16 protein-coding genes are annotated in these 14247 nt (G+C 70.4%); 9 read left to right on the top strand and 7 right to left on the bottom strand.

The features are described 5' to 3' along the window. Positions 1 to 265: 265 nt before the first annotated feature. On the top strand, positions 266 to 979 hold the full coding sequence (locus ACQPW6_RS17530) for a DUF4232 domain-containing protein (RefSeq protein ID WP_433890568.1): 714 nt from the start codon (positions 266 to 268) through the stop codon (positions 977 to 979). 7 nt (positions 980 to 986) lie between these two features. Here ACQPW6_RS17530 and ACQPW6_RS17525 read toward each other — a convergent pair whose 3' ends face one another. Beyond that, a complete protein-coding gene (locus ACQPW6_RS17525) occupies positions 987 to 1880 on the bottom strand; it encodes a PIG-L family deacetylase (RefSeq protein ID WP_433890567.1) in 894 nt (297 codons plus the stop codon). 157 nt (positions 1881 to 2037) lie between these two features. Between ACQPW6_RS17525 and ACQPW6_RS17520 the strand changes: the two genes are divergently transcribed. Both ACQPW6_RS17520 and ACQPW6_RS17515 read left to right on the top strand, forming a co-directional pair. After that, positions 2038 to 3315: a glycoside hydrolase family 6 protein gene (locus ACQPW6_RS17520; RefSeq protein ID WP_433890566.1), complete on the top strand. Its 1278-nt coding sequence runs from the start codon at positions 2038 to 2040 to the stop codon at positions 3313 to 3315. A 102-nt stretch (positions 3316 to 3417) separates the two neighbouring features. Continuing rightward, positions 3418 to 4062: a dihydrofolate reductase family protein gene (locus ACQPW6_RS17515; RefSeq protein ID WP_433890565.1), complete on the top strand. Its 645-nt coding sequence runs from the start codon at positions 3418 to 3420 to the stop codon at positions 4060 to 4062. A gap of 98 nt (positions 4063 to 4160) precedes the next feature. Here ACQPW6_RS17515 and ACQPW6_RS17510 read toward each other — a convergent pair whose 3' ends face one another. Beyond that, positions 4161 to 4613, bottom strand: coding sequence for a hypothetical protein (locus ACQPW6_RS17510; protein ID WP_433890564.1), 453 nt, complete (start codon positions 4611 to 4613; stop codon positions 4161 to 4163). 121 nt (positions 4614 to 4734) lie between these two features. Continuing rightward, on the bottom strand, positions 4735 to 5310 hold the full coding sequence (locus tag ACQPW6_RS17505) for a helix-turn-helix domain-containing protein (RefSeq protein ID WP_433890563.1): 576 nt from the start codon (positions 5308 to 5310) through the stop codon (positions 4735 to 4737). Positions 5311 to 5387: 77 nt separating this feature from the next. On the opposite strand from ACQPW6_RS17505, the gene ACQPW6_RS17500 reads away from it, so the two are divergent. Beyond that, the gene (locus ACQPW6_RS17500; protein ID WP_433890562.1) at positions 5388 to 7037 is read left to right on the top strand and encodes an FAD-dependent oxidoreductase; all 1650 of its coding nucleotides are present in this window, start codon (positions 5388 to 5390) and stop codon (positions 7035 to 7037) included. Between the two features lie 173 nt (positions 7038 to 7210). Beyond that, positions 7211 to 7579, top strand: a complete 369-nt coding sequence (locus tag ACQPW6_RS17495) for a hypothetical protein (protein ID WP_433890561.1) — start codon at positions 7211 to 7213, stop codon at positions 7577 to 7579. 123 nt (positions 7580 to 7702) lie between these two features. Here ACQPW6_RS17495 and ACQPW6_RS17490 read toward each other — a convergent pair whose 3' ends face one another. Next, positions 7703 to 8863 carry a DUF4041 domain-containing protein gene (locus ACQPW6_RS17490; RefSeq protein WP_433890560.1) on the bottom strand — a complete coding sequence of 387 codons (1161 nt, stop codon included), beginning with the start codon at positions 8861 to 8863 and terminating at the stop codon, positions 7703 to 7705. Between the two features lie 516 nt (positions 8864 to 9379). Here ACQPW6_RS17490 and ACQPW6_RS17485 point away from each other — a divergent pair. Further along, entirely contained in the window at positions 9380 to 9751 is a 372-nt protein-coding gene (locus tag ACQPW6_RS17485) for a DUF429 domain-containing protein (protein WP_433894570.1), read from the top strand. Positions 9752 to 10044: 293 nt separating this feature from the next. On the opposite strand, the gene ACQPW6_RS17480 is transcribed toward ACQPW6_RS17485, so the two are convergent. The 3 genes from ACQPW6_RS17480 to ACQPW6_RS17470 form a co-directional block, all read right to left on the bottom strand. After that, positions 10045 to 10467, bottom strand: a complete 423-nt coding sequence (locus ACQPW6_RS17480) for a PIN domain nuclease (RefSeq protein WP_433890559.1) — start codon at positions 10465 to 10467, stop codon at positions 10045 to 10047. Further along, positions 10464 to 10679 carry a type II toxin-antitoxin system VapB family antitoxin gene (locus ACQPW6_RS17475; RefSeq protein ID WP_433890558.1) on the bottom strand — a complete coding sequence of 72 codons (216 nt, stop codon included), beginning with the start codon at positions 10677 to 10679 and terminating at the stop codon, positions 10464 to 10466. Before ACQPW6_RS17475 ends, ACQPW6_RS17480 begins: the two co-directional genes overlap by 4 nt. 172 nt (positions 10680 to 10851) lie before the next feature. Further along, complete coding sequence (locus ACQPW6_RS17470) at positions 10852 to 11481, bottom strand: TetR/AcrR family transcriptional regulator (RefSeq protein WP_433890557.1); 630 nt, start codon at positions 11479 to 11481, stop codon at positions 10852 to 10854. A gap of 51 nt (positions 11482 to 11532) precedes the next feature. Here ACQPW6_RS17470 and ACQPW6_RS17465 point away from each other — a divergent pair, with 51 nt between their 5' ends. The 3 genes from ACQPW6_RS17465 to ACQPW6_RS17455 all read left to right on the top strand — a co-directional run bounded on the left by ACQPW6_RS17465 (position 11533) and on the right by ACQPW6_RS17455 (position 14158). Next, complete coding sequence (locus ACQPW6_RS17465) at positions 11533 to 12084, top strand: GNAT family N-acetyltransferase (protein ID WP_433890556.1); 552 nt, start codon at positions 11533 to 11535, stop codon at positions 12082 to 12084. Between the two features lie 284 nt (positions 12085 to 12368). After that, entirely contained in the window at positions 12369 to 13025 is a 657-nt protein-coding gene (locus tag ACQPW6_RS17460; RefSeq protein WP_433890555.1) for a DUF4291 domain-containing protein, read from the top strand. A gap of 56 nt (positions 13026 to 13081) precedes the next feature. Beyond that, positions 13082 to 14158 carry a hypothetical protein gene (locus tag ACQPW6_RS17455; protein WP_433890554.1) on the top strand — a complete coding sequence of 359 codons (1077 nt, stop codon included), beginning with the start codon at positions 13082 to 13084 and terminating at the stop codon, positions 14156 to 14158. Positions 14159 to 14247: the final 89 nt, after the last annotated feature.

Genomic DNA, 14247 nt, shown 5'->3' with positions numbered 1-14247 from the left:
CGGCACTTGACCTGCTCTTTGTCCGACCGTGAATGTCCGCGGAAGAGTGCGGTGAGAAAAGAAGAGCGGGGCGTACAACCGGCGCACGCCGGAATTCAATTCCCGCCCCGCGTGCCGGGCCGGCGGCACTGTCACAGGCGTGCAACAGGTGTGCCACAGGCGTGCCACGGGAGCAGCAGGACACCTGCGGGGCACGTGAGAAGATCATGTGACGCCGGATCAAAGTAGCGAGAGCGCCACATTCGGCCTTTTTAGGAGATTTCTGATGATAATTCAGGTACGTCACCTGCGGATAGCGGCGACCGTCGGCATGGCGCTGGCAGCGGGCGCGGCGCTCACCGCCTGCGGGAGCGATTCAGGGAACGACGCGGCCGGCTCCAGCACGGCGCCGACCTCGGCGGTGGCCAGTGCGGACGCAGGGGCGACCACGCCCACCGGCGCTGCCGACGGGACCACGTCCACCCCCGCTCCGCCGACGAAGGCCGCCGACGGTGGCACCGGAGGCGCGGGGAACGGCACCGGGGACGCCCCCGCGAGCAGCACGCGCTGCCAGACCTCGAACCTCGGCTTCTCCTTCGGCCCCGGCAGCGGCGCCCAGTCGGTGGACAGCCAGGGAGGGATCGACGTGGTGCTGACCAACAAGGGCAGCGGCACCTGCGCCCTCCAGGGCTTTCCGGGGGTCGACATCGTCAGCACGAGCGGCTCGCACTGGTCGCTGAGCCGGCAGGCCAAGACCGCCGGCAAGGTGACGGTCAAGCCGGGCGCCGACGCCTCCTTCGAGATCACCTATCTGCCTTTCGACGCCGGCAACTCCGGTGGCTCCGTGGCGTTCCACGCTGCGAGCCTCCTGGTCACCCCGCCCGGTGAGACCCACTCCGCCACGCTGAAGTGGGACGGTTTCGCCGACGTCATGGACCAGAGCGGTGCCACCCACCCCGGGACCTACGTCGCCCCGGTGGTGGCCGGCGACGGCAGCTGAGGACCGCTCAGCGCAGGCCGGCGAAGAGGTCGTTCTCGGGGACGGGCGCGCCGGTGGTGTCCCGGACGCGGACGAAGGTCTCCATGCCCATCAACTCGCCGAACCTCTCCCTGCCCATCTTGAGGAAGAAGATGTTCTCGCCCTGGCTGGCGTGCGCGGCCAGCGCGTCGAACTTCTGGCCGCTGAACGCGGTGGTGTCCACCCATGTGGTGATCTCGTCGTCGGGGAGGCCGATCTCGGCCATCGCGGCGGTCTCGGCAGGATCGGGTTCGGGCATGTCCTCACCGAACTCGCGCATGACCTCGCCGAACCGCTGCATCATCGAGCGGGGCGCCGTGGTCCAGTAGACCTTCGACGCCGGGGCGGTCGTCTCCGGCGCGGCCGTCCCCTGCGCGGCTGTCTCCGGCGCGGCCGTCTCCAGCGCGATCATGTCCAGCGCCGCCATCGTGATGCGGTGGGCCTGGATGTGGTCGGGGTGGCCGTAGAAGCCGTTCTCGTCGTAGGTGACGACGACATCAGGCCGGTAGTGCCGCATGAGCGCCGCGAGCCGGGCGGCGCCCTCCTCGACCGGGGTCTGCCAGAACGCCCCGGGGGCGTCGTTGGTCGGCCAGCCCATCATTCCCGAGTCGGCATAGTCCAGCATCTCCAGGTCGCTGATCTTCAGGACGTCACAGCTCGCCCGGAGTTCCTCCCGGCGCATCGCGGTGACCGCCGCCGGATCGTGCCCCGGATCGCCCGGCTTGACACCCTCCGGTCCGTCACCGCAACCGCCGTCGGTACACGTCACGAGAACCGTGCGAATGCCCTGCGCCGCGTACTGGGCGAGGATTCCGCCGGTTCCGGTGGCCTCGTCGTCGGGGTGGGCGTGTACTGCCATGAGCGTCAAGGGCCGGTCGGTCATGAAGAAGTCCTCCTGCGGAAATACGTCGTGCGCGGGGATTGACGCCGTCGCGTGGTGCGGAGGTTAATGCTAACGCTGCGTATGGGAGCGCTCCCATGCAGTCGTTCCGACGAGCCTTCGCCCCGCCACGTCCGCTGCCCCGAGGAGCCCACCCCCCATGACCATCCGCGCCGGCGGCCGTACCGCCGCAACCCGGGACGGCGGCCGTACCGCCGAAGTCCGGCCCCGCAGCCGTACCCGCTCCCTCTGCGTCGCCGCGGCCGCCGCACTGGCCGCCGTCACCGCCGCCGTTCCCGCGCATGCGGCCACCGCCGCCGTCCCCGCGCATGCCGCCACCCCCGAACACCGTGGGACGCCGTCCGCGCGGCTGTTCACGCCGCCCGCCGACCCCGCCGCGAACGCCCAGGTCCTCGACCTGCTGCGGCACGGGAAGCTCCTGGACGCGGTGGGCGTCCGCGCCATGACCCTCACCCCGCAGGCCGTCTGGTTCACCGGCGGCGACGCCCCCGCGGACGTCCGGGCGTCCGTCAGCAAGACCGTCGGCGACGCGGCCCGCCTGCACGCCCTGCCGGTCCTCTCGCTCTACAACGTCCCCGGTCGCGACTGCGGGCAGTACTCGGCGGGCGGCGCCGCGAACACCGCCGAGTACGAGGCGTGGATCGACGCGGTGAAGGCGGGCATCGGCGGCCGGCCGGCCGACGTCATCCTGGAGCCGGACTCGCTGGCCCTGCTGCCGTCCGACTGCGGAGCGGACGACGCCCAGGGCAGCAGGACCGCCGAGCGCTACGACGAGATCCGGTACGCCGTCGACGCGCTGCAGTCCGCCGCCCGCAGCGAGAAGGTGTACATCGACGCCGGCCACAGCGGTTGGCACAGCGTGAACGACATCGTGCCCCGGCTGATCAGCGGCGGTGTCGGCGACGCGAGCGGCTTCTTCCTCAACATCTCCAACTACCGTTCGGACAGCGAACTCGCCTGGTACGGCAAGCTCATCTCCTCCTGCCTGAGCTACGTCCAAAGCGGTGGCGACGCCGCCTCGTGCCCCAACCAGTACTGGGCGCAGGCGGACGCGCAGGCGTGGCTCGACGCGAACGTGCACGCCGCGCCCGCCACGATGAAGCACTTCGTCACCGACACCAGCCGCAACGGCCAGGGCCCCTGGGTGCCGCCGGCCGGCGTCTACTCGGACGCGCAGGACTGGTGCAACCCGCCCGGCCGCGGTCTCGGCGCCCTCCCCACCCTCAACACCGGCGACCCGCTGCAGGACGCCAGGCTGTGGGTGAAGATCCCCGGCCAGTCCGACGGCCAGTGCACGCGCGGCACCGCGGGCCCGAACGACCCTGAGCGCGGCTACCCCGACCCGGCGGCCGGCGCGTGGTTCCCGCAGCAGGCCCTGGAGCTGGTGCACCACGCCAACCCGTTTCCCCGGCCCTGAAGGAAATCGGTGACCCCTGTCGATCCGGTCGGGTCCCGTTCGACGCCATGGTGTGCGGCGCTTCGCCGCACGCTGACGGGACCCGACCTGATAGGGAGAGCCATGAGCCAACTGCTGCGGGTGCAGAACTTCAGTATCTCAAGCGACGGAATCGGAGCCGGCGAGGACCAGACGCTGGAGCGTCCGTTCGGCCTGGACCACCAGGAGAGGCTGCACGAATGGGCCACGGCCACGGCGAGCTTCCCGGGCCGCCCGGGCTCCGGGGGCAGCCGGGGCCTGGACGACTACTTCACCCGGGACTTCTCCCACAACATCGGCGCCGAGATCATGGGCCGCAACAAGTTCGGACCGCAGCGCGGGCCCTGGCAGGACCACGAGTGGCAGGGCTGGTGGGGGGAGGAGCCCCCGTTCCACACGCCGGTGTTCGTCATGACCCACCACGAGCGCCCGTCGTTCACGCTCTCCGACACCACGTTCCACTTCGTCGACGCCGACCCGGCCACCGTCCTGACCCGGGCCCGCGAGGCGGCGCAGGGCAAGGACGTCCGCCTCGGCGGCGGCGTCCGCACCATCCGCCAGTTCCTCGACGCGGACCTCGTCGACACCCTGCACGTGGCCGTCACCCCGGTCGAATTCGGCTCCGGCCTGCGCCTCTGGAATTCCCCCGACGACCTCCTCGACCGCTTCCACCTCGAGGTGGTCCCCAGCCCGAGCGGCGTGACCCACCACCTCTTCTGGCGAAGGTGACACGAGCCCCCACCGCGAGACGCACGGCGCCGCGGGACCCCGACCGCTCGCGGCGGGGGCCCGCGAGGTCGTGCCCGGTGAGATCGCTGGGCGTCACGTCAGAGGAACCAGACGACGAGACGGACGTTTTCTGGGCCGTGGACATCGCTGAGGGTGCTCATCACCTTCCACACCGGGCCCCAGCGCGTGGCGTTTCCCGCCGCTGACTGGCGGCTGCGGGTGCCGGAGAGGTCCGTCTCCTGCCAGTCGGCGGAGGCCAGCTCTGCCCAGGAGATCCATGTGGTCCCGTGGAAGTGTCCGGAACCGCCGCATGAGGCGAGCTCGCCACGCAGGCGGTCGGACGCGTCAGCCGGCATGCCGCGGCCCTCGGAGAGGGGACGGAAGCCGAACGTGTTGCGCACACCGAAGAGGCAGGCGAGAGCGTCGTAGGCATTGCCCGTGTTGAGGAGCCAGAGGTCGATGCCGGCCTGCCACACGGAGTCCTCGTCGTCGGGCCCCCAGAGCCGGGCACCGGGTCTGCACTCGATCATGCCGGTCACGTCGGTGGACATGCCTGGATTCTCTCCGGAGGACGCCCACGCCGTCTGAACGGCCGCGCATGCAGACCGGACCGCAACCCCCGGCCCCCTCCTGCGGCCCCCGGTGTGCCGTGCCCCTTCGCGAGCGTCGAGCTCACTGGTGCACGTGGGCGCGCTGGCCGTCACGGTCGAAGACCATGATCAACTCGGCCGGGCCGTCCAAAGCCGTGATCGAGTGCGGGACCATCGTCGCGAATTCCGCCGCCTCCCCGGTGCCGACGTCGATCCGTCGCTCGCCCAGCCACAACCGCACCCGCCCCTCCAGTACGAGGAACCAGTCGTGGCCCGGGTGCATCCGTTGACCGGGCGCTGCGTCGGGTGGTTCGGATGGTTCGGGCGGTTCGAGGCGCATCTTCACCGCGACCGTCCGCCCGTCCGGACGGCTCAGCGGCCATGTCGTCCGCGTGCCGCTGCTGTGCGCGACCGGACGGATGACGACGTCGTCGTCGGTGGGCACCTCGAAGAGCACGTCCAGGCTCATCTGGAGGGCGTTGGCCAGCGGCACGAGCACGTCGAGGCTGAGGGTGCGCCGGCCCGTCTCGACCCGGCTGATGGTCGACGGGCTGAGGTGGGTGCGCTCGGCCAGCTCGTCGAGGGAGTACCCCAGGGTGGTGCGCATGCTGCGCAGGCGCGACCGCGCCAGGGCCTCGATGTCGGCGACTTCATGCATACGTCCATCCTCCACCGCGTCTTGCTGATTGTGCAAGGGCCATTGCGGAAAGCGCAGGGCGCTGTACCGTCGGATTCATGAGCGAGCACGCCGCACACAGCCCGTCCTCGGCCCACTCCGAGCCGTCCGAGCAGGTCAGGAACACCCCGCACCCCACCATGGAGCGGCACTGCGACGTCGCCGTGATCGGCGGCTCGGCCGCCGGTCTCGCCGCCGCCCTGCAGCTCTCCCGCCAGCGGCGCGGCGTCGTCGTGGTCGACGACGGCACCCCGCGCAACGCCCCGGCCGCGCACATGCACGGCTACCTCGGCCACGAAGGAGCCGCCCCCGGCGATCTGATGGAGATCGGGCGCGCGGAAGTGCGCACCTACGGCGGGGAGGTGCTTCCCGGCCGGGTCGTGGCAGTGCACCGTCATGACGACGGCCGGTTCCGCCTCGACCTCAGCGGCGGGCACACACTGGTGGCCCGCCGCGTCCTCGCCGCGACCGGCCTGTCCGACGAACTTCCCCCCATCGACGGCCTCGCCGAGGGATGGGGACGCGGTGTGATCCACTGCCCCTTCTGCCACGGCTTCGAGGTGCGCGACCAGCGCCTGGTCCAGATCGTCACCAACCCCCTGGGCCTGCACCCCACTCCGCTGTTCCGGCACCTGGCCGGCCGGCTGACCGTCGTGCTGCACGACCCGGCCGGGGTGGACGAGGGAGTCGTCGAAGCCCTCGCCGCCTCCGGCGTCGTCGTCGAGCGCGGCAAGGTCAGCCGGGTTCGCACCGGGCCGGACGGCGAGGTGTCGGGCGTCGAACTCGGCGACGGTCGCGTGCTGGAGGCCGACGCCGTCGTGGTCGGCTCGCGGTTCCGAGCGCGCGCCGAGGTGCTGGCCGGCGTCGGGCTCACCGCCACCCCGCACCCGACCGGTGCCGGCGACGTCCTCGCGGTCGACGCGCGAGGCGAGACCGCCGTACCGGGGATCTACGCGGCCGGCAACGTCACCGACCCGAGCCTGCAAGTGCTTCCGTCGGCCGCTCAGGGCAGCCAGGTCGGCGCGATGATCGCCTTCAGCCTCGCCGAGGAGGATCTGCGCGACGCCGTCCGGCACTCGGGCGAGGAGGCCGACTGGGACCACCGCTACGCGGGCCCCGGCCGGGCGTGGAGCGGCAACCCCAACGGCGCGCTCGTCCACGAGGCCACCGCTCTGTCCCCGGGCCGGGCGCTCGACGTCGGCACCGGCGAGGGCGCCGACGCCCTCTGGCTGGCCCAGCACGGCTGGAAGGTGACCGCCACCGACATCTCCGGCAACGCGCTCGCCCGGGTGCGCGCCGAGGCCGAACACCGCGGGCTCGCCGTCACCCTCGTACGCGGCGACGTCAACGACTCCGCACCCTTCGGCACCGGGACCTTCGAGCTGGTCTCCCTGCAGTACGGCTCGTTCAAGCGCACCCCCGACCAGCGTGGCCTGCGCAGCCTGCTCGCCGCGGTCGCCCCCGGCGGCACGTTGCTGGTCGTGCACCACGACCTCACCCCCCTGGGCGGCCCGGTGGACGTGGCGAACCAGACCCGGATGTACGACCCGGAGGCGTTCGTCGGAGTCGACGAGATCGCCGCCGCGCTCACCGCCGACCCCGGCACCTGGCAGGTCCAGACCCACGAAACCCGCCCACGCCCCGCCGGCGCGGCCAGCACCCACCACGTCAGCGACGTCGTACTGCGCGCGACGCGACGAACGCTCTGATCCCGCCGCCGCGGCTGTCAGCGTGCTCGCCCGGTCACCTGGTCGCCCGGTCGTTTCGGTCCCGCGACTGCCGGTCATGGTCAGTAACCTTGGCGCCGGCCCCTGGACTTCGCGCATGAAGAGGTGGCGATCGTGGCACGCACCTGGCTGTCCATCCGGGTGGAACTGGTCCGTTGTCCGACGGCACACCGGTCAGCCCATTGGACTGGTGGGACGGCGAGGCCCCGGAGGGCACCCTGGACGGCCATGCCACCGAGCTGAGCAGGCTGCGGGCCGGCGAGCAGTTCGCCTACGTCTTCGACCTGGGTGACAACTGGGCCCACCTGTGCACGGTGGCGGAGAAGCGCATCGATCCCCTCGACGAACTCGATGAGACCCCCGAACGCCCGGTTCCCTACCGGGGCTGGGGCAGCCTTCCGGACCAGTACGCGCGCCACTGGGACGGTGACGACGGGGAGTCTCCGCCGCCGAAGCGACCAGCCCGCGGGCTCAGCGACCTGCCTCCGATCCTGCCGGGGTGGGGCGACGGCCGTCGGAGGTAAGGCCGACAGGGGTGTCCTGCGGGCTGATGGGGCACCTGACCTGCGGCGGAAGGTTCATTCGACAGTCGGCCAGATGCGGCTGAACGCCGGCGAACGAGACCAGACCAGAGACCCCCGGCAGTTCTACGACGCAGAGGGAGGGGAGGAGCTGGCTCGCCATTCCAGTGCCTCGGGCTCTTCGGTGAACTCCACCAGGTGCTGGCCGGCATAGCGTTGCAGCGCATCCCGCACGTCACCGGGGGTGACGTAGAAGAACTCCTTGCGCCCGTTGACGCGGTTGACTCTGCGTGATGCGAAGGTCTGGTGGAGTTGCGCTTCGAGGCCGACGGCGTCCTTGCTGAAGATCAATGCGTGGACGTCGAACCGGAAGGGCACGGCGGCGCCGCTGAGTTCTTGTACGCGTTCCAGGGGTTCGAGTCGCCGGGTCAGGCCGATCTTGACCATCCGGTCGCCGAAGGCGCCGATGTTGGAGATGACGTAGACGTAGCCCGTGCGGATGTTGGCGGCTCTGGTCTCCACATCGCGCAGCGCGGATTCGATCTCGGCGAGTTTGGCTTCCATCTCCTGGACCGCCGCGTGGTCGCCGCGCTCCCGGAGGCGCTGGAGCGCGGCCTCGTAATGGCCTTGCTCCTTCCGCAGCTTCTCCCGTTGACGGTCCAGTTCGCGCTGTACCGCGGCCTCTTCCTTCTCGCGGGCCCGCAGTTCGCGCTGGGCCTCCTTCTCCTCGTCCTTCTTCTGCAGGAAGTCCGATGTGAGCTCCAACTCCCGCACCCGGGCGTTGTGGTAGTTGTCGGAGATGCGGATGTGCATGGTCGCGCCGAGCTTCGCAATGGTCTCCCGGCTCTTGTAGAGCCGGTCGATCAGCGAGTTCAGACGGTGCGGACGCATGGCTCGTACGGCGTAGTCCGCCTCCGCGTTGTAGGCGCGCAGCATGAGCTTGGAAAAGTCGCGGACCATCTTCTGGCCCTCGCGCCTGGAACCGTTGACGGTCCAGTCCGTAGCCCCGAGCACCGCCTGGTTCGCACGCGCAAGGTTCTTGATCTCCGCCTGCAAGGAGTCGAGACGGCTGCGGTAGGCCACGGCGTCGTGCAACTGGTGCCGGTAGGAGTAGATCCCCACTTCCTGGAGCAGCGCTGTCTCGTCCGTGGTGACGATTCTGGCTTGCGTCGCGGCGAGGTGTGTCTGCGCCTCGTAGGTTTCCCGGCGGTACTTCTCCGCGTCCTTCTGAAGACGCTGGGTCTCCTTCGCCGTCTTGCGGGCGTCGTCCAGGATCTCCTTGGCCACGTCTCGGGCGTCGTTGCGGATGCCTTCGGCTTCCCTCTGGGACTCCGCCCTCAAAGCCGCTGCCTCAGAACGTACTTGATGGATGAGTCCGGCAATGTGCTCCGCGCTCGCGCCCTGTGTCCTGGTGATCCACGCACGTAACTCGGCTGCCTCTGAGGGTTCGTCGCGCCGCCGGCGACCGAACAGGCCCCCGCGTTGCGGCGGTAGCGCCGTCGGTACCGCGATCTCAGGCACACCGTTCGGTGATGGCCCGGCGGCCACACCGTGGTCGTCCGGCACTGCCGGCTCTGCGGCGCCCGCATCCGTACGAGCCCAGGAAGGGCCTCTGTTTCCCCGCTGGTTTCCAGGCTGATCCATCGCACGCCCCTCTGACCTCGCTGCGCGCGAACGCGCTCACCTGACGATCTCCGCGTGCCAGCACGTACCGTGATCTTGTCGGTGCGGAGAGGGATATCCTGTCGGATCGCGTCGACCCAAGGCTGGAAAAGTCCCATCATTGTGACCTTGTCGTGATTGGTGAGGCATCGCGTCGCGGAGCGCCAGGCCGGGATCGCTGGGCGTCAGGTCAGTGGAACCAGACGACGAGACGGACGTTCTCCGTACGAGATGCACCCCGAGGTCTCGTTCCAGGCCATGGCCGGCGGTACTCCGCTGAGTCAGAGCAAGAAGAGCTGGCGGGGCCAGGCCGTACGCCGTGCTCTCCTGGCCGCCGCTGGCATTCAGCTCGGCGACGAACTCGGCGAGGCCGACTCCGTCCCCACCGACGACGTACTGGATGCCGCCGCCGCGGCGTGGTCCGCGCACCGCATCGCTGTCGAAACCGCGCAGCGCCTGCCCGCCACCGCGGAACGGGACGCGGCCGGCCGCCTCGTGGCCATCTGGTACTGAAGAGCCGGCGATCGGAGATGATCCCGAAGAGGAAACCTGCCGAGGAATCCGGCTTTCCGTGCTGATCGCGAGAACCGGAGCCGCCGCCCGCAGTGTGCGAATCATGGCGGACCGCGGATCACTTGCCCAAGGATGTGGCCCGAGCAACGGCGGAGGGGCGGACGATACGAGATGCGAACTCGTGAGGCGTTGCCCACAACACGCTTTCCAACGGGTCACGAGTGGCCGTGGACGGCCCCGAACACGGTGACCCGAGAGAACCTCCGAGGACGAACAGTGTTCGTGCTGGCGGGCTACTTCCCGGGGTCGGGGCCGTACCACTGGAGGGGCTGACCGGTGACGGCGGCGATGCAGTCGAAGTCGCGGTCACGATGGAGGAGGGTCAGCCCCTGGAGCTCCGCCGTCGCTGCGACCACCAGGTCCACCGCGCCCGCGCTGCGGTGCTGCCCTTTGCGGGTCAGCAGCTCCTGGACCCGCCAGGCGCGGTCGTAAGCCCGGTCATCCACCGGCACCCAGCCGAAGAGCAGGCGCATGTCCTCGATGCCCCGGGCCCGGTCCTCAGCAGAACGCGCACTGTAGAAGAACTCCAGCTCGGTCACCGGGCAGGTCGCGATGAGTCCCGCTGCCGCTGCCCGATCCCAGCCGTACTGCCCGGCGTCCCCCCGCAGGAAGCGGGCGAGGGCGCTGGTATCGATCAGGAACTGCGCCGCACTCATCGACGGTAGTTCCTCTTGTCCTCAAAAAGGTCCAGGTCGAAGCCGCCCGCGTCCGCCGCCGTCCGCAGCCGGGTGAGTGCCAGGGCGCGCCGCCGGTTGTCCAGCACCTCACGGAGAGCCGTGTTGACCGTGTCCTTCTTCGTGCTCGTGCCCAGTGCTTGGGCTACATCTGCCAGCAGTTCGTCGTCGAGGTCGATCACCGTCCGACTCATGGCTACCTCCCTTGATATCGATGATGGGAATGATTATATATCGCTGGATGTATAGAGGGCAGGGGTCGGCGGAGCCCTTCTGAGGGGGTGCCCCTAGCCCGCTTTCCGACTGCTCGTCCGAGGGTTCGTGACAGTCCGGCAGGGTGGACCCGTCGGCCGGCGATAACTCCTCCTACCCGGGCTTCGCCGACGGCTGGGAAGGCCCCGCCCCGGCGGGGCCGCGGGTGAGTGCGGTCAGGTAGTCGTCGAGCAGCTCGATCTGGCGCTCGGGAGGGAACGCCGCCGGGTCCAGCAGCGCCTGCACCACCAGGCCGAGCGCGAACGACTGCGCCGACGCGGCGACCCGGTCCGGGTCGCCCGGGGGCAGGTCGCCCGCGTCCTGCGCCGCGGCCACCCGTGCGGCCAGCACCCCACGGCTGTGGGCGTATCTGCGCGCGTGGTCGCAGGTCAGCTCCGGGTCGGCGAGCGCTGAGTCCCACGAGGACACCCAGATGCGGTTGCCTGCCACGGCGTCCGCGTCCAGCGGCAGGATGTCCAGCAGAGCCGCCCGCAGGCCGTCGAGGCCGCCGCCCGCCTCGCGGCGCGGGCGGGCGGCGGTGCGCTGTTCCAGCAGGTCGAGCGCGTACTTCACCAGGGCGTGCTTGCTGGCGAAGTAGTGGGTCAACAAGCCCGTGCTCGAGCCGAGTTCGCCGGCGACGGCCCGCATCGTCAGGCCGGTGAAGCCACCGGCGGACATGACCCGCCACACCGCCTCCGAGACCTCGCGGCGGCGGCTCTCGTGATCTCCCTTGGGACGCGGCATCCTCCTACGCTACATTCACAAAACACTTGTTGTGCAATCAGGGAGGTACCCGTGTTCGCACTGCCGCTGAGCGATGACGCCCGTCTCGCCCCGCTGGAGGTCTGGCACGCCGACGAGTTCGCCGACCACCTCGACCGCGCCCGCGACCACATCCGGCCTTGGGTGGGCCCGGCCTTCGTCACCACCGGTGTCGAGGGAGCGCGGTCCACGCTCGCCAGGTACGCCGAACAGCAGGCCCGCGACGCCGCCCGGCTGTACGGCATCTGGTCGCGCGGTGTGCTGGTGGGCGGCGTGATGTTCACCGACTTCCAGGCCGCCGCGGGCTGCTGCGAGCTCGGCTGCTGGCTGGAGCCCTCGGCGGAGGGGAGGCGCCTGGTCACCCCCGCCTGCGCCGCCCTGCTGGACTGGGCGTTCCGGAAGCGCGGGCTGCACCGGGCCGAGTGGCACTGCCGCGCCGACAACCACCGCAGCGCCGCGGTGGCCAAGCGCCTGGGCATGTCCCTGGAGGGCGTCCGCCGCGAGGCCTGGCCCTACGCCGGCGAGCGCTACGACAAGCAGGTGTGGTCCCTCCTGGCCCCCGAGTGGCCGCCCGGGAACTCCTGAGCCTGCTCCCCTACGACTACGACGCGAGAGGCCCCACCCGTTCCGACGCTTCGACCGCACCTTCCTCCGTCCGACAGGGGTGTGATGGCCCCGCGCGCACGTGTACGGGAACGCCGCGGACCGGCCGGACGGAGTGCCGCGCTATCCGTCTGACATGACCGACGCCGAGTGGGGCTTCCTGGCGGACCGTAGCCAATCCGCTCCGGGGGACCGGCGCCGAGACCGGGCTGTGCGTCGGCTCCGCGGTGAAAACCCGGTGGCCCGCGGCGGCACCGACGGTGACCATGGCACCTGTGTCTGTCGTGACGCGCGAGATCCGCGCCCTCTACTCTGCCGAGACGATCACGGTCTACCAGGCCTACTCGCCGGAGATCGCCTGCCCGGCGGCTGCCGCGGGACGGTTTCCCGACCGATACGACCGTGGGCGGATGACGTGGATCAAGCCCTCGTTCCTGTGGATGATGTACCGCAGTTCCTGGGGTACCGCAGCGGGGCAGGAGCGGGTGCTGGCCATCCAGATCCGCCGAGAAGGGTTCGAGTGGGCCCTCGCCCACAGCGTGTCGTCCGGGTACGACGGTCGTATGCACGCTTCTCGCGACGAGTGGAAGCGCGAGATGCGCCGCAGCTCCGTGCGCATCCAGTGGGACCCGGAGCGGGACCTCGACCTGCAGCCGATGCCGGCTCGGTCCCTCCAGGTCGGCCTCCGGGGCGAGGCTGTCCACCGCTACATCGACGAGTGGATCGTGGGGGTTGATGATGTCACCGAACGCAGCCATGCGGTCCACGCACTGACCAGGGAGGGCCAGGCGGCTGAGGCCGGCCGGCTGTTGCCGGTCGAACGCCCCTACCCGCTGACCGGAGGACTCGCGTCCCGCATCGGCGCCACGCACCCGCAGTTGCCGCTGACCGACGCACAGCCCGACGGCTCGGGCGCCGGGTGAGAGGAGAGCACGGCGGGGGAGAGGAGAGCACGGCGGGTGAGAGGGGAGCACGGCCGGTGAGCGATCTTGAGTTCTACGCCGATGTGCTCAGCTCAGGCACGGTCCTGGGCCTCGATGCTCACAGCACGCCGGAGCAGGTGACTGCCGTACTGGGAACGGATTTCGGTGAGCACCGGACGCGCGAGGTGATGACCCGCGATTTCGGGTTGGTCGAGTTCACGTGGGAGCGTCGGCGGGCTGACCGGACGTGGCGGGGAGTGGGTTCAGCTGTTCAGGTCCACCGGCTGGAGACGGTCGGCCCGGAAGTGGTCAACCCTGCGATCCGCGCAGCCTACGGCCCGTTCTCCTCCGCGATTCCCCGCCTCGGGGAGATAAGGGCGCTGCTGGATGCCGAGCGGTGGCCGCTGAGGGATGTGCCGGGTGCCGATCCGGAGTTCCACGAGCTGTGGCAGCCCGAAAGCGAGGTCTTCGTCCTTGCCGGCCCGCGAAGGAGCTCTTTGTCCTGCGGTACGGACGACCTGCCCCTCTACCGGATCGGAGCGCCGCTGACGCTTGGGCAAGCCGTCGTGCGCTCCCAGGGCTCCGCCAGCCGGCGCCCGGCACTGGACCGTCTCGACCACCTGCTCCGGGCCACCCCGGAAGAGCAGTTGAACTGGCTCGCCCGTCACGGACCCGCGCCGGAAGAGGGACGGACCAACTGGTGGCTCTACCACCTGCAGGTCATCGACTTCCGCATCAGCCAGGAGGGAGAGAACCAGGGCTCCTGGATCGGACTCAAACTCCGGCTCCTCGACGAGGGTGAGCGGCAGGGGCTGTTCACCACCTTGGCCACGGTGGAATCCCGCGCCTGGTTCGTCGCGGCGCTCCACGACCGCTACGCCCCACTGCCCGATGACGTCACCGTGCCAGAGGCCGACACTCTGGTCCGCGACTGTCTGGCTGCGATCCCCGGCACTCCCGCCGATCTCGCCCGCCGTTCCGACCTCCACCTCTGCTCCCGCGCCGAGTTGCTCCGCTCACGCCAGGCCGGAAACCTCATCCGGGCCGCGGAGCAGCACCGCGGTCGCCTCCGGGATCCTCTCCTGGCTGCGCGGCTGGACGAATGGTCCAACCTGCGGCCCCGGTTGGTGTGACGGTGAGACCGGCGGACGCCGAGGTATTCGCGGGCCAGGGCGTCAGGCGTCAGGTGCCCTTCTGGGAAGCGGCGGGAAGCGGCGGGGAG

The sequence above is a fragment of the Streptomyces sp. CA-111067 genome (assembly GCF_050956065.1).
Taxonomy (GTDB): Bacteria; Actinomycetota; Actinomycetes; order Streptomycetales; family Streptomycetaceae; genus Actinacidiphila.
This window is presented reverse-complemented; position numbering and strand designations above follow the sequence as displayed.